We start from the raw sequence: 19,736 nt of genomic DNA on the forward strand, positions 1-19,736 counted from the left end.
CCGCAGGGCGGGCCGGCGGATGACGGTCGACCTGCGGGCCGAGGTGTGGCTGGAGGTCTCCGGCGTTCACCTCGAAGGGGTGGTGTGGGACGGCGACGCGGGGCTCGTACGGTTCGTCGACATACCCAAAGGTCGGGTCTTTCATGCCGACCCGGCCACCGCCGAGGCCGGCCACGCCGACCTGCCGGCTCCGATCACCGCCGTGCACCCCACCACGCGACCCGGCACCCTGCTCGTCGCGGACGGTGACGGCATGGCCCTCGCCTCCGGCGGCGAGCTCACCGAGCGGCTCGCCGCGCCGCTGGCCGGCCGGCCCGAGATCCGGATGAACGACGGCAACGTGGACCCGGCGGGACGTTACCTGGCCGGTTCCATGGCGTACGACTCCACGCCGGGAGCCGCCTGCCTGTACCGGCTGGACCCGGACCGTTCCCTGCACACGCTGCTGACCGGCCTGACGGTGAGCAACGGCATCGACTGGTCCCCCGACGGCGCCTTGTGCTACTTCATCGACACCCCGACCCGCCGCGTGGACGTCTTCGACTACGACGTGACCACCGGAGCCCTGTCGGGCCGCCGCGTGTTCGCCGACACCTCTGACGGACCCGGCATGCCGGACGGCATGACGGTGGACGCCGACGGCGGGGTGTGGGTGGCGTTCTGGGGAGGTTCCCGCGTGGTCCGCTACGCGCCGGACGGCACTGCCGACCTGGTCGTGCGCCTGCCGGTGACGCAGGTGACGTCCTGCGCGTTCGGCGGCCCCGGCCTCGACCAGCTCTACATCACCACCTCCACAGAGGGCCTGTCACCGGGTGAGCTGAGCGAACAGCCCGCCGCCGGTGCGCTCTTCCGTGCCGAACCCGGCCACCGTGGCCGACCCTCGAACAGGTTCGCCGCATGAAACGGAGTGACACATGACCACCGTGAGCACCGCCGCGCCGGAGGTCTGGAGGGACGCGGGCCGGTCCCCCGAGGAGCGGGTCGAGGCGCTCGCGGCCCGCATGAGCCTCGCGGAGAAGATCGCTCAGCTGTACGGCGTGTGGGTCGGCATCGACGACGGTGACGGCGAGATGGCGCCGCACCAGCACGAGTTCACCGCGCTCCCCATGGAGTGGGACGAGCTGGTCAAGAGCGGCCTCGGCCAGCTCACCCGGCCGTTCGGCACCAGGCCGGTGGACGTCGCGCGCGGCGCCGCGACCCTCGCCGCCGCGCAGCGCGCCATCGTCACGGCCGGCCGGTGGGGTGTCCCGGCGCTGGTGCACGAAGAGATCCTGACCGGGCTCGCCGCGTGGAAGGCCGGCGTGTACCCCTCACCGCTGTGCTGGGGTGCGACGTTCGACCCCGCGCTGGTGGAACGCATGGGTGCGCAGATCGGCGCCACCATGCGGCGCCTCGGCGTGCACCAGGGCCTCGCGCCGGTGCTCGACGTCGTCCGCGACCTGCGCTGGGGCCGGGTCGAGGAGACCATCGGCGAGGACCCCGTGCTGGTCGGCGCCATCGGCGCGGCGTACGTGCGCGGCGTGCAGTCCGCCGGGGTGATCGCCACGCTGAAGCACTTCGTGGGGTACTCGGCGTCCAAGGCCGGCCGCAACCTCGCGCCGGTGTCCGCGGGGCCGCGTGAGATCGCCGACGTGCTGCTGCCGCCGTTCGAGATGGCCCTGCGCGCCGGCGCCGGCTCGGTGATGAACTCCTACACCGACGTCGACGGCGTCCCGGCGGCGGCCGACCCCGCGCTGCTCACCGACCTGCTGCGCGGCACCTACGGCTTCACCGGCACGGTCGTCGCCGACTACTTCTCGGTGGCGTTCCTCCAGACGCTGCACAACGTGGCGGCGTCCCCGGCGGACGCGGCGCGGCTCGCGCTCACCGCCGGCATCGACGTCGAGCTTCCCACCGTGAACTGCTTCGGCCCGCCGCTGCTGGAGGCCGTGGAACGCGGCGAGGTGGACGTCGCGCTGATCGACCGCGCGCTGCGCCGGGTGCTGCTGCAGAAATGCGCGCTCGGCCTGCTCGACGACGGCTGGTCCCCGGAGCCGCCGGTGCTCACCGAAGGCGGCGAGGTGCTGGACGACGCCGAGGTGCGGTCCCTCGCCGGCGAGCTGGCCCGGCGCTCGATCGTGATGCTGCGCAACACCGGAGCGCTGCCGCTCGCGCCGGCCGCGACGCTCGCCGTGGTGGGGCCGCGCGCCGGCACGCCGCAGGCCATGATGGGCTGCTACTCGTTCCCCATGCACGTCGGCGTCCACCATCCCGAGGCCGGCATCGGGGTCGAAGTGCCGACCGTCGTCGAAGCGCTTCGAGCCGGCGGGTACGACGTGCGGTACGAGCAGGGGGTGCCGGTCCTCGGCGGTGACGACGACGGCATCGCGGCGGCCGTCGCGGCGGCCCGGGACGCCGACGTGTGCGTGGCCGTGCTCGGCGACCAGGCCGGCCTGTTCGGACGCGGCACCTCAGGCGAGGGCTGCGACGCGGCGGACCTGCGGCTGCCGGGCCGCCAGGAGGAACTGCTCGAAGCGCTGCTCGCCACCGGCACACCGGTGGTCCTGGTGCTGCTGGTGGGCCGGCCCTACGAGCTCGGCCGGCAGATCGACCGGCTCGCCGCCGTGGTGTGCGGGTTCTTCCCCGGCGAGGAAGGCGCGCCGGCCCTGGCCGACGTGCTGTCGGGCCGGGCCGACGCGGCGGGCCGTCTGCCGGTGAGCTTCCCCGGGGACGGCGGCAGCCAGCCCTCCACGTACCTCGGCGCGCCGCTCACCCGGCGTGGTGAGGTCAGCGTCATCGACCCGACGCCGCTGTTCCCGTTCGGCCACGGCCTGTCGTACGCGCCGGCCACCTGGGCCGAGGTCACCGGTGGCACGTCATGGGCCACCGACGGCACCTACGACGTACGGGTCACGCTGCGCAACGACTCCGAGCGCGAGGTGTCCGAGGTCGTGCAGGTGTACCTGCACGACCCGGTGGCCGAGGTGGCGCGGCCGGCGCAGGCGCTGATCGCCGCGCACCGCGTGGACCTCGCCGCCGGTCAGACCCGCGAGGTGACGTTCACCCTGCACGCCGACCAGACGTCCTACACCGGCGCGTCGTTCCGGCGTCAGGTGGATCCCGGCGAGGTGGAGCTGCGGGTCGGCGCGTCCAGCGCCGACATCAGGCGGGCCCTCGCCGTCACGATGACCGGTCCGCGGCGCCACGTCGGCTTCGACCGCGTCATGGAGGCGGCCGTCACGACCACGTGACACCGCGCCTGCAGATGTCCGTCACCCTCAGGTGACGGCGTACGGCGGCAGGGGGTGGCCCCGCGGCGGCGGGCCACCCCCGCCCCGGCTTCACTCGCCGGGGTAACGCAGCCCCGCCTGCGCGCGGATCTCGTCCATCGTCCCCATGATCTCGCAGGTCTCGTCGAGAGTGAGGACCGGGCTTTCCAGCGCGCCTTCGCGGACGCGGCGCGCGACCTCCTCGGCCTGGAAGCGCAGGCCGTTGCCGGGGACGGGCCACTCGTACCGCTCCACGGCGCCGGTGCGGCCGGTCAGGGTGAACGACGTCGGACGGTACCACCAGGGGTCGATGTCGATGCGCGCCTCGGTGCCGGCGATGGACGCGCGGTTCGGCAGGAACGCCTCCATGGTGGTCACCGCCACCCCCTGGCGGCCGCCGGCGTACCCGGTGACCACCGAGGTGTGGCCGTCCACGCCGGTGGCGCCGAACTGCGTCGACGACACCACCGAGTCGGGGGTGCCGAACACCATGGACAGCAGCGACACCGGGTAGATGCCGAGGTCGAGCAGCGCGCCGCCGCCGAGTGCCGGGTCGAAGAGGCGGTGCGCCGGGTCGAAGGGGAACCACACGCCGTGCTCGGCGTTCACCAGCCGCACGTCACCGAGACGTCCCTGCGCGAGCAGCTCGCGTACGCGCACCATGTGGGGCAGGAACCGCGTCCACATGGCCTCCATGAGGAACACCCCGCGGGCCCGCGCCGCCTTGACGACCTCCTCGGCCTCGGCGCGGTTGATGGTGAACGGCTTCTCGACCAGCACGGCCTTGCCGGCCTCGATGGCGGCGAGGGCCGCGTCCTTGTGGCCGGTGTGCGGCGTCGCGACGTACACCGCCTCGATGTCGTCGGCGGCCAGCATCTCGGCCTGGTCGCCGTAGCTCCGGGACGCGCCGGTCTCGGCCGCGAACGCCTCGGCGCGCGCGGACGTGCGGGAGCCGACCGCCACGAGCGTGCCGGTGCCGGTGAGGCGCAGGTCCTCGCAGAAGGCCTTCGCGATGCCGCCGGTGCCGATGACGGCCCAGCGCAGAGGTTCAGGGGTCGGGGTGGTCATCGCAGCGATGTCTCCAGTGAAGGGGTGTACTCACGGGGGCCGCCTGGCTTGCCGCGCACCACGGGGTTGCGCAGCACGCCGACGCCGCCGATGCCGATCTCGACCACGTCGCCGGCGGCGAGCGTGAACGGCGAGGGGACGAGGCAGGTGCCGGTCGACAGGACGACGCCGTCGGGGTGGACGTCGCCGAGCATCAGGTAGGCCACCAGGCCGTCGAGCCGCCTGTGTAACCGTCCGGTGTTCGCCTCACCCTGCCATACGGGGGCGCCGTCGCGGTGGATCGTCATGGTGATCGGCAGATCGTAGGGATCCTCGACCTCCCACACCGGCGTGACCCACGGGCCGAGGCCGCACGAGCCGTAGAAGATCTTGGCTTGCGGCACGTAGAGAGGGTTCTCCCCCTCGATGCTCCGGGACGACATGTCGTTGCACACCGAGTAGCCGACGATCTCGCCGTGCGCGTTCACCACCAGGGCCAGCTCGGGCTCGGGTACGTCCACCACCGAGTCGGGACGGACGGACAGGTCGCCGCCGGGCCCGACGGCACGCCAGCCGGCCGACTTGAAGAAGATCTCGGGCCGCTCGGCGTCGTACACCTGCTCGTACACGGTGGCGGCGCGCTCGCTCTCCTCGACGCGGGCCTCACGGGAGCTCTCGTACGTGACTCCGGCCCCCCACACCTCGGTGCGGCCGTCCACCGGGGCCAGCAGCTCGACGTCCGCCAGCGGCACGGCCTCGCCGCGCGGGCCGCCGAGGCGGTCACGCAGCTCGCCGAGCGGCAGCGTCCACAGCTCCGCGAGGGACGCGACGCCGGTCAGTTCGGCCACCACGCCGTCCTCGTGCAGCCCGACACGCGGGCCTGCCTGTCGCGTTCGGTACCTGACGATGTTCACGGGACTCCTTACTCTCGCCGGCTCCCGCGCCGACGGAGTTTCGAGGGAGTTCGAAATCTGTGGCTGTCCGAAATGGTAGCGTTCCGGGTGATTCCACAGGTCAATCCGCGAAAACTAGCCGGAGTGACCTTCGAAACTCCAGACCGGTTTGTTCAGTTGTCGCGCTCGGCCGGCGGCGCCGTGCTGTCGCGCACCACCAGCTTCGTGGAAAGCTCGACCCGGCCCTCAGGCATGTCGACGCCATCCTTGTGGGCCAGCAACGTGCGGACCGCCAGCGCGGCGAGCTCGGCGATGGGCTGGCGCACCGTGGTGAGCGGCGGCGTCACCCACTGGGACATCGGCACGTCGTCGAAGCCGACCACGCTGAGATCGTCAGGCACGCGCAGGCCGCGCTGCCGCACCGCGGCGTACACCCCGAGCGCCTGTTCGTCGTTGGCCGCGAAGATCGCCGAAGGCGGGTCGGGCCGGTCGAGCAGCGCGAGGCCCAGCTCGTGGCCGGAGGAGTAGTGGAAGTCGCCGTGCTCCACCAGGGAGTCGTCGGCCTCGACGCCGGCCCGCTCCAGGGTCGCGCGGTACCCCGCGAGCCTCGCCTGACTGCACAGGTAGCGCATCGGCCCGGTGATCATGCCGATGCGCCGGTGACCGAGGTCGATGAGATGCTGCGTGGCCGCCATGCCGCCACCCCAGTTGCCGGCGCCGATGGACGGGATGTCGCCGTCGGCGTCGCCGACCTGGTCCACGATGACGGCCGGGACCCCGAGCTTGGCGATGCGCCGCTGGTCGGCGGCCGTGAGGTCGGTGACCGCCAGGATGACGCCGCGCGGCACGCGTGCGGTCAGGTCCTCGAGCCACCGCCGGCCACCGCCTGCGCCGCGCTCGAGCACCGACACCACGACACCGATGCGCGAGCCCCGCGCGGCCTCCTCGGCGCCACGGATGATCTCGGCGGCCCACGGCGTGCCGGCGTCGTTGAAAAGGATCTCCATGAGGCCGCCGCCGCGTTCGGCGATCACCGGCCGCTTGGTGCGCCTGGTCGGGACGTACCCGCGCGCCACCAGCATGGCCTCGATCTGGACGCGGGTGGACTGCGCGACGTCGGAACGGCCGTTCAGCACCTTGGACACGGTCGCGCGGGACACCCCGGCCTCGGCGGCGATGTCGGCGACAGTGACGCGCCGGTCCATCGAATCGGACACCAACCGTTGCTCCATCACCGAAACTCGGCTTTCCTGTCTCGACATCATGGTAAGACGTCACGGTGATCCGGACCCGGCGATCGGCCGAACGCCGAGCCGCCGGACCACCTCACCGGTACGTCACGTGCTCAGTGCGAATCGCGCGGCACCTCACTGCCGCGTGACCCCCGCAGGAACCCGAAGTCCGCGCCGCCGTCCGCCTGCAGCACATGCTCGCGGTACAGCCAGCGGTACCCGCCGTCGTCCTCGGACTCAGGCGGCACCCACGCGGCGCGGCGCCGTTCCAGCTCCTCGTCCGGCACGAGCAGCGTCAGCCGGCGGCCCGGCACGTCCAGCTCGATGCGGTCCCCCGTGCGTACGAGCGCGAGCGGCCCCCCGACCGCCGCCTCCGGCGCGACATGCAGCACGACCGTGCCGAACCCGGTGCCGCTCATCCGGCCGTCGCTGATCCGCACCATGTCGGTGACACCGGCGCGCAGCAGCTTCACCGGCAGCGGCACGTTCGCCACCTCCGGCATCCCCGGGTAGCCCTTCGGCCCCGCACCCCGGATGACCAGCACGTCGCCGGGGGACACGTCGAGATCGTCGTCGTCGCAGACCGCGTGGTACTCCTCAGGCGAGTCGAACACCAGCGCGCGGCCGGTGTGGCGCATCAGCTCAGGCGACGCCGCCGACTGCTTGATCACCGCACCGCCGGGAGCGAGGTTGCCGCGCAGCACCGCCGTGCCGCTCCCCGCCGGCTGCAACGGCTCGCCGATCGGCCGGATCACCTCGGTGTTCCAGCACACCGCGTCCGCGACGTTCTCCCCGACGCCGCGTCCGGTGACGGTCACCGCGCCGCCGTGCAGCAGACCGGCGTCGTCCAGCTCACGCAGCACCACCGGCAGGCCACCGGCGTAACAGAAGTCCTCCATCAGGAACCGGCCGGACGGCATCAGGTCCACGATGGTCGGCACGTCCCTGACCAGCGCGTCGAAGTCGTCCAGCGGAAGGTCCACACCGACCCGGCCCGCGAGCGCCGTGAGGTGGATGATCGCGTTGGTCGACCCGCCGATCGCCGCGTTGGCCCTGACGGCGTTCTCGAACGCCTCCCGGGTGAGGATCGCGCTCGGCCGCAGATCCTCCTCGACCATCGCGACGATCCGCTTCCCCGCCTCCTGCGCCACCTCGAACCGCCGCGAGTCCACCGCCGGCCACGCCGCCGACCCCGGAAGCTGCATGCCGAGCGCCTCGGCCACACACGCCATCGTGGACGCCGTACCCATCGTCATGCAGTGACCGTTGGACCGCGCCATGCACCCCTCGGCGACATGCCCTTCCTCCACCGACATCCGACCGGCCTTGATCTCGGCCTCGAACTTCCACACATGCGTCCCCGACCCGACGTCCCCCCCACGGAACTTCCCGTTGAGCATCGGCCCCCCGGTCACCATGACCGCCGGCAGATCCACGCTCGCGGCCCCCATGAGCAACCCCGGCGTCGTCTTGTCACACCCCGACAGCAACACCACCCCGTCCAGCGGATTGGCCCTGATCAGCTCCTCCGCCTGCATGGCCAGCATGTTCCTGTACAACATGGCCGTCGGCCGCAGCAGCGTCTCCCCGGTGGCCATCACCGGGAACTCCAGCGGAAACCCCCCCGCCATCCACACCCCACGCTTGACCGCCTCCGCCACCCGATCCAGATGAGCATTACAAGGCGCCAGCTCCGACCACGTACTGGCGATCCCGATCACCGGCCGGCCGTCGAACACCTCGGCCCCGAACCCCTGATTCCGCATCCACGACCGGTACAACATCCCGGCCCGCCCCTCGGCCCCGAACCAATGCGCACTCCGCCGATGCCGCACCCCGGCCACACCGTGCCCCCCGCCACCGGCCTCCGCGCCAACCCCTTCCTGCCGCTCGAACTGATCCGGCGGATCCTGCTGTCCGTCCCGCTGCGCACCGTCCACCGGACACCACTCCCCCCTCCCGGAACCACCGACCTACCACATCGAGCGTCACCGGGACCGAACCAGGTCGCTGCCACCGTAATGTCACGAACACATCTCGTCAACAGTTTCGCAACTTCCCTGCCAGCCGTCGAAACTGCCCCGATCCATCAGGCTGGCGACAGGTGACCGCGATCGGCCGAGCCCTCACTCCGGGAAACGCAGGAACTCTCGCGGCACGTGCTCCACCAGCCACACCCCGTTGGCGCTGACCATGAACTCGTGACCGGCGGCGTGCATGGCGGCGGCGTCCACGACGAGCACGACCGGTGCTCCGCGCCGGGAGCCGACACGGACCGCGGTCTCGCGGTCCGGGGAGAGGTGGACATGGTGGCGGTTCATGCGGCGCAGACCATCGGTGCGGATGGCTCCGAGGTTGCGGGACACCGTGCCGTGATACAGGACCGGCGGGGGTGCCACGGCGGGAAGGTCCAGGTGGACCTCGACTGAGTGGCCCTGGTTGGCACGGATCCGGCCCGCTTCGAGGGTGAAGCGCTGTTTGTCGTTGGCGACGACCACCTGCTGGAGTTCGGCGGAGGTGATGGGGAAGCCGTGGGTCCTGGCGGCGTCGAGGAACGTGTCGACGTCCACCCAGCCGGCACCGTCCAGGGTGACGCCGATGCGGCCGGGGTCGTGGCGGAGATGCTTGGAGAGATATTTGGAGACGCGTACCAGTCTGCGTTGGTCCATGCGGTCAGTGTTCCGGTGGGCCGTCCGCGGGGGCCACTCCATTTCCTCAGGACTCAGGGGCCGTAGATATAAATCATCCACACACCCACGAAGTACGGAAGGCGTTCGATCGCGGCGACGACCAGTACGACGGCGGTGATCACTGTGGTCACCTGGGTCAGCCTCGTGCGGCGCACGGAGACCTGTGGGGTGGAGTGTTTCGGTGGACGCAGGTGACGCCACACGGTGCCGGTGGCGATGCCGAGTGCGGTGGCGGGGACGGCGGCCACAGCCCCCTTGATGAGGGTGGACTGGAGCAGCGCGGCGATGTGCGGGGAGTCGGCGGGGACGGCGGCGCAGGGGGCCGCGTACAGGCCGGCGCAGCCCGCCAAGATGTCGAGGAAGCGGAAGCCGCTCGCGGCCATGACGCCGGTGAGGAGCGCGGCGAACAGGGCGAGTGCGAGGCGGGACGTCGTGGAGCGTACGGCGACGAGGAAGGCCACGGCGGCCTGGGCCAGGACGATCACGAACGCGTACGCCTCGATGTAGAGCCGAGGAAGCTCCGGGGCCGTCCGCACGTCGTCAGGGACATGGCCGGCGGTGAGGAGGACGAGGGCTGTGGTGGCGAGAAGTACGGTGACGCCACCGGCCAGGCCGGTCACCCTGGCGAGGTCGGTTCGCGGACCGGCACTGGCGCGGCGGCGGGTGAAGGTGAGGGGGACAAGGCAAAGGAGCAGCAGGCCGGGGAGGGTCAGAGGGTTGACGAGAACGTATTCCAGGGGGCCGTAGTGCAGGGTCACCAGCGTGGACCAGGGCTCTGACCACCTCTCGACCACGCCGTGGGGGAAGGTGCTCCGCAGCAAGGTGAACAGCTCCTTGCCGCGGAAGGCGTGCCACACCACGAACCACGGCACGGCGGCCAGGGTCCCGCTGGTCACGACCACTGCCAGTGCGCGGCGCCGGGTGCGGCGCTGGACGTGGAGAAGCCCCCGGGTCGCGGACGCGGCCCAGGCGCCGAGGAACGCGGTACCGGCGAGCAACATCAGCGCGGCGAGGACGTACCGTCCGGGGGACGACGGGAACTGGCCCTTGTCGAAGATGTGCGCGAGGACGAGCTGGTCACCGACGAGGTAACCGGCGGTGACGGCGGCGGCAGGCCGCAGGTACACGCGCGGGGACGGGACCGACGACTCGGCCCAGACGGCTTCGACGATGGCCACCACAAGAGCCGGCACGCACAGCAGGCCGGCCAGTGCGACGCCGAGCAGGGAGAACAACGCGGGACCGCCGAGGAAGTTCTGGAGGTTGCCTGTCATGATCGCGGCCGTCATACCGGCCCCTGTCAGCTCCAAGGTGCCGGCCGGGAGCATGTCGGCGGGAGCATCGAGGTGCGCGATCCGGCGGCCGATGTCCGGGTGGACGCGCGTCCACGCGAGCAGGCCGCGGCGAGGCGAGGGGAACCGGCTGAGCGGAGCGCGCAGGAGCTCGGCGTTTCCCGCGGCGGCGTCGGCGTGCAGCTCGGAGCGGCGCAGCACCGCGGCGCGGGTCAGCAGGACCAGCGCGGTGAGTGCTGCGACGGAGGCGGCGGCCCGCACCGTCTGTGTCCAGTCGTCGGCGACCAGGAGGAGAGCCGGGACGAACGGCAGCAGGCCGAGGAGGAGGAACGAACGCCAGATGGCGATGGTCAGGTAGGTGCGGTCGACGTCGCCGTTGCGGAGATGTGCCAGTTCGTGCAGGAGAATGGCCTCGGCGGCGCGCGGGTCCGTGCTGAGGTGGAACGTCAGGGGGGCGTCAACGGCCAGATAACGGCGGCCGGGACGGCCGAAGACCCGTGCCGTCGTCCACATGTGGGGGGAGAGCAGTAGTCGCGGCGCGCGGGCCAGGCCCACCTGCCGCGACAGCCTGCCGACCATGTCGGCGAGCGCGCGGTCCTGCGGCGACGAGAGCGGGACGTAACCGTTCCGCCTGATGATCCACACCGGGTGCAGCAAGAACCCCAGGCCCGCCACGACGACCAGCGCGACCAGGCCCCAGACGACCCATCGTGCCTGGTCGGCATAGATCGGGCCGGAGCAGGTGAGGAACGCGCCAGGCCACGTGACCCCCCAGCGGCGTTCCATCTCCAGTTCGCACCCGACAGCACGCCGGACGGCGTCGCCGTTGGCCGACACCGCCAGGTACAGCGTGAGGAACGTGGTCGTGCTCGTGGCGAGCACCGCGCCGGCGAGCATGGCGAGGGTCGTGAAGCCGCCGTGGCCGACCGGTGGGCCGCCGGGCCTCTCCCCACTGCCGCCGCTTTCTTCCTGACCGCGGCTGTTCTCACCGGACGTCACCGGCCGAAGGGCCTCCGGCCGCACCGTCTCCTCTCCCGCGAGCCGGTCGCGCAGGTTGGCGTGGCGGAACTGGTAGACGCCGCCGGCGTGACGCAACATCCCGCGGCGGTGCGCGTCGGTGAGGAATCGCATGAGGCGCAGGGAGAGAACGCCGCGCGACGCCAGCCAGAGCCGGGCCACGCAGAAACGGCCCCACGCGGTCGTGCCGAGCGCCACTGCGAGTCCGGCGGTGACGGCTGCCGCCAGTCCGTACGCGGCGCCGAGGTACGGACCGGCGTAGGCCGTCACGGGTAACCCGGCCACCGCGGCGCACACGACCGCCGCCACGGCGCCGTTGAGGGTCGCGACGGCGCGGTCGGCGCGCAGCACCGAGGCGGGGTCGCGAGCGCGGACCTCGTCGGCGGGTTCCTTGAGCCAGCCGACGAGGCCGCCGCACACACCGGCGACCAGGCCTGCGGTCACGCCGACCAGGACCGCCTGCATGACGCCGCCGAGCAGCCAGCCGGTCAGGGATGACGGTGTACCGGCGAGCAGGTCGGCCAGGAGTACGATCACCAGTCCGGCGGCGGCCCCTGCCGCGAAGCCCGCCGTGAACCACGACGTGAAGTGGACGCGGACCGCACGGGCCAAGTGGCCTGACCGGCCGCGCAGAGTCAGGTTGGCGTACACAGGCGGCGTGGGGCCGGACAGCAAGCCGGCCGCTGCCGTCCCGGCGATCACGCCTGTGCAGACTCCCGCGGCGATTCCGATGAGAGCACGGCCGGTCACTGCCGTCACCACGGCCACCGCGAGCGCCACCACCGCCAGGGTCGCCGGCACCACCCGGCGTGGGTCGCTCAGGCGGGGGTCGAGCTCCACCAGCCGCCACCAGGCGAGGCGATGCTCACCGTCGTGCCGTAGCCGGCACGCGAGGAACCCGGCCCAGCGGCCGGCCCGCTCCACCCCGGGCCACGGCGCCGCTTCGTCCTCGCCGAGCGGCGCATACACGGCAGGCAGGAACGCCGTGAGCAGACGTTCCTCGATCTCGTTCCTGCCGAGCCCGCACAACTCCCCCGGCTCGGTGCCCGGCTGCCTGTACACGACGAGCAGCAAATAGATCATCAACGGGGTGGACAGCGCCGCCGACAGTTCCGGCTCCTCGCCGATCGCGGCGAACAGGGCCTCCCAGCGCGCGTCCCCTGCTCGGACGCGGCCCTCGAGGTAGGCCACCACTTCTCGCGCGCCGACCGGTTCGAGTTCGACGACCGCTGCCGACGACAGGAACCGTTCGCTCCCCACCACGGCGGCCTCGTACTCCTCGCTGCGGCACGTGAGCACGAACGGCCATCCGTCGCAGGCGGCGTCGATCCGCTCGATGACCCTCACCCGCGCCGCGACCGGCATCTCGTCCAGCCCGTCGAGCACCGGCATGATCCGTCTCGCCGCCACGAGCGCCGCTGCTACCTCAGGCGCCAGATCGGGGTACTCCTCCCCTGTCCGCCGCGCCACCCACGCGTCGAACGGCTCCGCCGGGTCCCAGCCGGCGAACGCCAGCAGCACCGGCACCGGCGCACCCGGCTGCGCCTCTTCGGCCAGTTCGGCGGCCAGCAGCATCGCCGCGACCGACTTGCCGGCCCCCGGCTCACCGAGCACCACGAGCTGCCGGTACGGCAACGCGCCGAACCACGCGGCCAGCTCCCCCAGCCCACCTCCCGGCCCGGTCTCCCCCGGCGGCCCTTCGGCAGGCAACGGCATCCCCGCTCGCGCCGTCACCGGCCGCGCGGTGGGGACCCAGGTGACCGTGAGCGGATGAGCCCGTGGCACCCCTCGGGCCACCAGCTCCCGCCGCCACTGCCGTGCCACCGCCGCGGCGAGCCGCTGCGCCGCACGCTCGACGACCTCCGGCCCGGTGCCCCCCGCCTGGTCCGCGGTACGCGGTCCCCGCAACGCGAAGACGCACAGCCCGCCGACCAGCGGCACCACGGTGAGGACGAACGCGTAGACGTTGGAGTAGCCGACGAGCCGATCGAGGTCCTCGGTGTCCGACGCCATCCACGTGCGTACCAGGAACAGCGTGACGTAACCGGTCAACGCCACCGCCAAGGCGCCGGCCGCGGCCGCACGCCATCGCCGCGTGCGCCGTCCACCCATGGGACGACATCATGCACGTAGGGTCCGGGCCGCGCTACCCGATGTACCTGTGTGCGGCGGGATGCGTATCGGTGTCGTGGGAGATGAGTAGTGACTGCTCATTCGGTGGGGGTGGGGCCGGGGTGAGGATTTCTGGCGTGGACGGCGCCGGTGGGGTGTCGTGGAAGTGGACGGGGCGAGAGAGATGGCTGGTCGTGGTGTGAGGTTGGGCCGGAGGTCGGTGCTTCTGGTTGGAGCGCTGGTCGTGGCGGCTGTGATGGGGCCGGTGCCGGGGGCCTCGGCGGAGCCTGGACGGTATTCGGGGGAGGACGCGGAGCTGGCTCGTCGGCAGGTGCCGATGCTGGAGATGGCGGATCGGCTGGAGGAGGCGGGGGCCGGTAAGGAGTCGGGGTACGCGGGGGTCGAGCTGGATGTGGCGGCGGGGGTCGTGCATCTGTACTGGAAGGGGGACGCGCCTCGGACGGTGGCTTCGCTGGTGTCCGGCGCTCCTGAGGGGGTCAGGGTCGAGGTGCATCCGGCGGAGCACACGGCCGTCGAGTTGCGGGAGCGGGCCGATGAGGTCATCAGGACACAGGGGCTCAGCGCCGGGGGTGCGGTGCACCGGGTGACGCCGTTGCCGGACGGGAGCGGGCTTGAGGTCGGGGTGACGGCGCGGGCCGCGGTCGCGGCGGTGTCGGCGGAGCCGCTGGTGGTGCGGGCCGAGGTCGAGACGCCGGCGCCTTATGACGGACGGTGGGGTGGGGGCTCGCCGTTCGAGGGGGGTATGCAGATCAGTTCGTGCAGCACGTCGTTCAGCGTGATGAAGTTGTCCTTCTTCACCTTCAAGCTCCTGCCGAAACTCGTCACTGCGGCGCACTGCTACCAGGTCGGCGACTGGGTGACCACGGGGAACTCCAGCACGGGAGTCGTGATCGTCGGCCAGGTCCAGGCGGTGTACCCGGAGCTCGACACGGCGCTCATCGCGGTGGACCCCGGCAAGTTCGTCACGGGCTGGATGTGGGACGGCGGTGTGCTGGACGGGTCGGAGTACACCAAGCCGGTCGTCGGCACGTCGCAGGCGCGCAAGGGTTCGCTGGTGTGCACGTCCGGCGCGTGGAGCGGTGTGCACTGCGACATCAAGATCACCAAGACGGACTCGACGCTGGACTGGGGGACGCACGTGTCGAAGGCCGTGTCCATCGGCGACCAGATGCAGAACACCCTCGCCGCGGGTGGCGGTGACAGCGGTGGGCCGGTGTTCACCCTGACCAGCGATCTCAGCAGTGTGCTCGCGGCCGGCGTCATCATCGGCGGGGACGACAGCCGTCCCGCGACCTGCACCTACCGTTCCAGCCGGTGCTCGACCCGGGTGTTCTTCACCGACTTCCGGACCGTGGAGTCCCACTGGGTCACCAGGATGCCGGGCCAGGGGCCGGAAGGTCAGTGAGCCGCGCCGGCCGCCGGTCCCCCGTGCCGTACGGCGGGGGAACCGGCGGCCGGTGAGCGTTCGCCAAGTGAACGACAACCATTCGCTGATCGGGCTTCCGCACCCTTGGGAAGGTTGCCCAGGGAAAGGCGAAGGGTGATGAACAAGGTCGTGCACCCGCGTTCCGCCGGGGTTCCGGTGGAACGCGGGCCGAAGCGTTCGTCGGTGGTCACTCAGGAGGCGCGGGCCGGGTCGTACCCGTCGGCGGGACGCGAGCCGAAGCGTTCGCCGGTCGTGCAGCGGGGTGGTTCGTATCCGCTGACGGGACGCTGGCCGCTCGTCGGACGGGACGCGGAGCTGGGCCGGTTCGCCGAGGCGCTGGCGGACCGGTGGAGTCAGGGGTTCGTGGTGTGCGGCCCGCCGGGGGCCGGCAAGTCGCGGCTGGTGGAGGAGCTCGTCGTCGCGGCGGAGGCACAGGGGTACCAGGCGGTGCGCGCGGCGACGAGCGAGGCGGCGTCCACGGTGCCGTACGGCGCGGTGGCTCATCTGCTGCCGCCGGACGTGCATCCCGCCAACCCGGTCGCGGGGTTCATGTCGGTCTCACGTGCGCTGGCGGGGACACGGGACAGGCTCGTGGTGCTGGTGGACGACCTGAACCTGCTGGACCAGGCGTCGGTGGTGCTGATGCGGCAGCTCATGGACGTCGGCCTGATCTTCGTGGTCGGCGCGGTCACCTCCGGCGGCCCCGCGTCGGAGGCGGTGGCGGCGCTGCCGTGGGACGCCGGGGTGCACCGGGCCGACATCGCGGAACTCGGCGAGGACGCGGTGGACGAACTGCTGCGGGCCGTCCTCGGCGGGCCGGTGGGACGGCGGACGCTGCACGAGCTGGTCACGCTGTCGGGTGGCAACGCGCTCTACCTGCGGGAACTGGTCCTCGGCGCACTGCGGGCCGGGACGCTCACCAGCGACGGGACGCTGTGGGAACTCGCCGGTGACCCGTGGCCGGTGACGCCGCGGCTGGCCGAGCTGGTCGGCGCGCGGCTCGCGGCGGCGGGTGAGACGGCGCGGCCGGTGCTGGAGACCCTGGCGTTGTGCGGGCCGTTCGGGCCGCTGGACCTTCCCGCTCCCCCGCGGACCCTCATCGAGCTGGAACAGTCGGGCCTGGTCCGGGCCCGCGCCGAGGGCCGCAGGGTGTCGGTGGCCCTGGCCCATCCGCTGTACGGCACGGTGCTGCGGTCGCGGACCCCGCTGATCCGCCGTCGGGCCACGCTGCTGCGCCAGGCGGAACGGCTGGAGTCCTGCGGGGCCCGGCGGCCGGGGGACGCGCGGCGGGTCGCCGCGTGGCGGCTCGCGGCCACCGGCACGGCCGGTGCCGGTCTGCTCATACGGGCCGCCGAGGAGGCGTGCCGCGCCGGGGACCACGCGGGGGCCGCCGGTCTGCTGGCCGAGGTCCCCGAGGCGGAGCGCACCGGCGCGTTCGGCCTGCTGTACGGCGAGGCGCTGCTGGAGTCGGGCCGCGGCGACGAGGCCGAGGCGGTGCTCGCGGATGTGTGCGAGCGGGCCACGGAGCAGGAACGGCATGCCGCGCTGCGGCTGCGGGCCCGCAACCTGTTGCGCGCCGGCGCGGGGACCGAGGTGGCCCTGCGGCTCAACGGCCAGGCGCTGGACCGCGTCCCCGGCGGGATGGGCCGTGAACTGCTGCTGGCCGACCGGGCCGCGATCCTCACGATGTCGGGCCGTCCCGCCGAGGCGGTGGCCCTGCTGGACGCGCTGCCGCCGCGTCCGCCGCGGGACGGCGACCCGGCCGGCTGGCTGTGGGCCGCGACCGCGAAGGCGACCGGCCTCGCTTTGCTGAGCCGGACCCGTGAGGCCTGGAACCTCGCCACCGTGGCGTCCGGAATCGGGACTCCGGCGATGTCCGTCGCGGAGCGAGCCGGTTCGGCGCCGCATCCGGCGGCGGCGCTCACCCCGCTGGTGCCGCTCGTGCTGGCGGCGGCGGAGGACGGACGGCTGGCTGAGGCGCGGGACATCGCGGTCCGTGGGACGAAGAGCCCCGGGGACGACGTCGTGGCCGGTGGGGAGCCGCGGACGTGGATCGGTACGGGGCATGCGATGTGGGCCGCCACGGTGCGTGCGCGGGTGGAGTGGCTGGCGGGGCGGGTGGCGGCGGCGCGGTGCTGGTACGCGGAGGCGGCGGCGCTGGCGCGGGGACGCGGTCAGGTGCCGCCGATGCGGCTCGTCCTGTCGGGGTTGTGCGCGTCGGCGGCGGTGCTCGGTGACGTCGAGGCGGCGCGAGCCGCGCTCGTGGAGTTGCGCGCGTACCCGGCCACGCCGCTGTTCGCCGGTGAGGACCTGCTCGGGGAGGCGTGGCTGGCCGCGGCGGAGGGCCGTCTCGCCGAGGCGCGGGCCGTTCTGACCGGTGCCGCCGCGTCGGCGCGGGACGCCGGACGGCCGGGGGCCGAGGCGTTGCTGCTCACCGACGTGGCACGTCTCGGCGGCGCCAGGCAGGTGACCGAGCGGCTGGCCGAGCTGGCCGAAGTGTGCGACGGCGCGCTGACGGCGGCGCACGCGCGGCTGGCGCACGCGCTGGCGGCGAACGACCCGGACGGGCTCACGCACGTGGCCGAGACGCTCGCGGGCCTCGGGGCCGATCTGCACGCCGCCGAGGCCGCGACCGTGGCCGCCGCGGCGTGGCGGCGCGAGGGCTCTCCCCGTCAGGCCGCCGCCGCGACGGCCCGCGCCGTGGAGTTGCGCTCGCGGTGCGAGGGAGCGGACACTCCTTTGCTCGCGGCCGGCCACGAAGCCGTTCCGCTGACCGTGCGCGAACGTGAGGTGGCTCTGCTGGCGGCCGGCGGGGTGCCGAGCAAGGACATCGCGCGGACGCTGGTGCTGTCGGTGCGCACCGTCGACAACCATCTGCAGAAGGTCTACACGAAGCTCGGTGTCACGACGCGCCGCGACCTGGCCGTTGTGCTCGGTGGGACGACGCACGGCGGACCGGCCGGGGACGGCGGCACGACATAGCGCGAACCGGCCAGGGACGTCGGCACGACGCGCCGCGAACCGGCCGCGCGAGGTGACGGAACCTGACACTCCCTACCCATGAGGTTTGTTTTCATCACGGCCACCGCGCGACCAGAAACGGTCCGGCCGTCACACCACGGCGAGAAATCCGCACTTTTCCAGGCGTTCTCCACAGCAGCCGGAGAATGCCGACCCGCACCGGAACCTTTTATTCGAACCCGGCACAACAACCGGCCTCTCCCCTGCAAATTCCCAGGTTTGCCACCGTTCGAAGCGGTCAGAGGAGAACGCATGAGCGAAAACCTGCAACCCGTTCCCGATGACTGGTCGAGGGCTCTCGCCATTGTGGCGCATCCCGACGACATGGAGTTCGGCTGCGCCGGCGCGGTGGCGGCATGGACGGCGGCCGGTAAACACGTCGATTACCTGCTGCTGACCCGCGGCGAGGCCGGTATCGACGGCATGTCCCCCGACGAGGCGGTCAAGGTGCGCGAGGAGGAACAGCGGGCCAGCGCGGCGATCTGCGGTGTGGAGTCCGTGGAGTTCCTCGACTACGCCGACGGCACCATCGAGTACTCGGTGGGGCTGCGGCGCGACCTCGTCGCGGCCATCCGGCGGCACCGGCCCGAGCTGCTGATCACCTTCACCCACCACGACATCACCTACACCGGCAAGTGGAACTCCCCCGACCACCGCAACACCGGCCGCGCGGCCCTCGACGCGGCGCTGGACGCCGGCAACCGGTGGATCTTCCCCGACGCCGGGGAGCCGTGGAACGGCGTCAAGTACGCCGCCGTCGCCGGCTCGACCAGCCCGACGCACGCCGTGGACGTCACCGACTCCCTCGACGTCGCGGTGGCGTCGGTCGAGGCCCACGCCGCGTACCTCGCGGGTCTCGGTCTTCCCGAAGGCGCGGCACGCGGCCCGCTGGAGGGCTTCACCCGGGCCACCGGCGAGCGGTTCGGCGGCCGGCCCGCGATCCCGTTCGAGCTGGTGAAGTTCTGACGTGCGCGAACATCCCGGAAACGCCGACGAGCCCTGGAGTTCCGGGACTCCAGGGCTCGTCGGGGGACGTCAGAACCAGCCGCCGACGCCGTTGACGTACTCGGTGAGCCGCTTCTCGTTGACCAGCAGGAACGGTCCCGACACCGGCATCACCAGGCCGGCGTCCTTGAACCTCTTCAGGAAGTAGCCGACGCGGGACCGGGTGGTGCCGACCATGCCGGACAGCTCCTCCTGGGTGATGCGGTCCTCGATGGCGAGCAGGTGGTCGGCGCGCTTCTTGCCGAGTTTCCTCGACAGCCGCAGCAGCACGGCGGCGAGGCGCTGCTCGCTGTCCATCGTCACCATCGTGGTGATCACCTGCTGCTGCTCGGTGAGCCGCGCCGCGAGGTGGTCGATGAAGCCGTCCAGGAGCTTCTGGTCGGCCATGGCGGCGCGGAAGCCCGCCACGGGGATGCGCCTGACCCAGGAGGTGCGCATCACGGTCGCGGTCTCGCTGCGCTCGGCCCCGAGGAGGGACGACTCCCCGAAGATGTCCCCGGCGGTGTAGATCGATAATAGACACTCCTTGCCGCAGCGCGCGTAGGTCTGGGTCTTGACCTGGCCGCTCTCGACGAGGTAGAGGTGCGAGTCACGCTCTCCGCAGTTGTAGATATTCGTTCTCTTCGGATATCGGATCGATGTGGCGCCGAGCGCGTCGCTCGCCGCGAATGACCTTAGCTCGTCCCTGAACTGCGAAGTCCGCACTGCAGTCATGCCCGCACCTCGTGACTT

General features: G+C 72.2%; 12 protein-coding genes. 5 read left to right on the top strand and 7 right to left on the bottom strand.

Annotation, left to right across the window (positions count from 1 at the left end; all coding sequences use genetic code 11):
* The first annotated feature begins 19 nt into the window (after positions 1–19).
* The gene (locus tag BJ992_RS25355; protein WP_184985148.1) at positions 20–901 is read left to right on the top strand and encodes an SMP-30/gluconolactonase/LRE family protein; all 882 of its coding nucleotides are present in this window, start codon (positions 20–22) and stop codon (positions 899–901) included.
* 13 nt (positions 902–914) lie between these two features.
* Positions 915–3,230: a beta-glucosidase gene (locus BJ992_RS25360; protein WP_184985150.1), complete on the top strand. Its 2,316-nt coding sequence runs from the start codon at positions 915–917 to the stop codon at positions 3,228–3,230.
* Positions 3,231–3,320: 90 nt separating this feature from the next.
* Here BJ992_RS25360 and BJ992_RS25365 read toward each other — a convergent pair whose 3' ends face one another.
* From BJ992_RS25365 to BJ992_RS33985, 6 genes are all read right to left on the bottom strand, one after another.
* Positions 3,321–4,316: a Gfo/Idh/MocA family protein gene (locus tag BJ992_RS25365; RefSeq protein ID WP_184985152.1), complete on the bottom strand. Its 996-nt coding sequence runs from the start codon at positions 4,314–4,316 to the stop codon at positions 3,321–3,323.
* Entirely contained in the window at positions 4,313–5,209 is an 897-nt protein-coding gene (locus tag BJ992_RS25370; RefSeq protein WP_184985154.1) for a fumarylacetoacetate hydrolase family protein, read from the bottom strand. The genes BJ992_RS25365 and BJ992_RS25370 overlap by 4 nt, the downstream gene beginning before the upstream one ends.
* 152 nt (positions 5,210–5,361) lie before the next feature.
* A complete protein-coding gene (locus BJ992_RS25375) occupies positions 5,362–6,405 on the bottom strand; it encodes a substrate-binding domain-containing protein (protein ID WP_184985156.1) in 1,044 nt (347 codons plus the stop codon).
* Positions 6,406–6,533: 128 nt separating this feature from the next.
* Positions 6,534–8,360 carry an IlvD/Edd family dehydratase gene (locus BJ992_RS25380; protein ID WP_425503702.1) on the bottom strand — a complete coding sequence of 609 codons (1,827 nt, stop codon included), beginning with the start codon at positions 8,358–8,360 and terminating at the stop codon, positions 6,534–6,536.
* Between the two features lie 186 nt (positions 8,361–8,546).
* Positions 8,547–9,089, bottom strand: coding sequence for an RNA 2'-phosphotransferase (locus tag BJ992_RS25385; protein ID WP_184985158.1), 543 nt, complete (start codon positions 9,087–9,089; stop codon positions 8,547–8,549).
* Between the two features lie 53 nt (positions 9,090–9,142).
* Positions 9,143–13,531, bottom strand: coding sequence for a M48 family metalloprotease (locus tag BJ992_RS33985; RefSeq protein ID WP_184985160.1), 4,389 nt, complete (start codon positions 13,529–13,531; stop codon positions 9,143–9,145).
* Positions 13,532–13,751: 220 nt separating this feature from the next.
* On the opposite strand from BJ992_RS33985, the gene BJ992_RS25395 reads away from it, so the two are divergent.
* From BJ992_RS25395 to BJ992_RS25405, 3 genes are all read left to right on the top strand, one after another.
* Entirely contained in the window at positions 13,752–14,957 is a 1,206-nt protein-coding gene (locus tag BJ992_RS25395) for a S1 family peptidase (RefSeq protein ID WP_184985161.1), read from the top strand.
* 138 nt (positions 14,958–15,095) lie between these two features.
* Positions 15,096–17,960 (top strand): helix-turn-helix transcriptional regulator, encoded by a 2,865-nt coding sequence (locus BJ992_RS33990; RefSeq protein WP_184985163.1) that lies wholly within the window; start codon positions 15,096–15,098, stop codon positions 17,958–17,960.
* 291 nt (positions 17,961–18,251) lie between these two features.
* Positions 18,252–18,965, top strand: a complete 714-nt coding sequence (locus tag BJ992_RS25405; protein ID WP_184985165.1) for a PIG-L deacetylase family protein — start codon at positions 18,252–18,254, stop codon at positions 18,963–18,965.
* 69 nt (positions 18,966–19,034) lie between these two features.
* Here the strand turns inward: BJ992_RS25405 and BJ992_RS25410 are convergent, their stop codons facing one another.
* The gene (locus BJ992_RS25410; protein WP_184985167.1) at positions 19,035–19,718 is read right to left on the bottom strand and encodes a Crp/Fnr family transcriptional regulator; all 684 of its coding nucleotides are present in this window, start codon (positions 19,716–19,718) and stop codon (positions 19,035–19,037) included.
* Positions 19,719–19,736: the final 18 nt, after the last annotated feature.

The organism is Sphaerisporangium rubeum, from assembly GCF_014207705.1.
Taxonomy (GTDB): domain Bacteria; phylum Actinomycetota; class Actinomycetes; order Streptosporangiales; family Streptosporangiaceae; genus Sphaerisporangium; species Sphaerisporangium rubeum.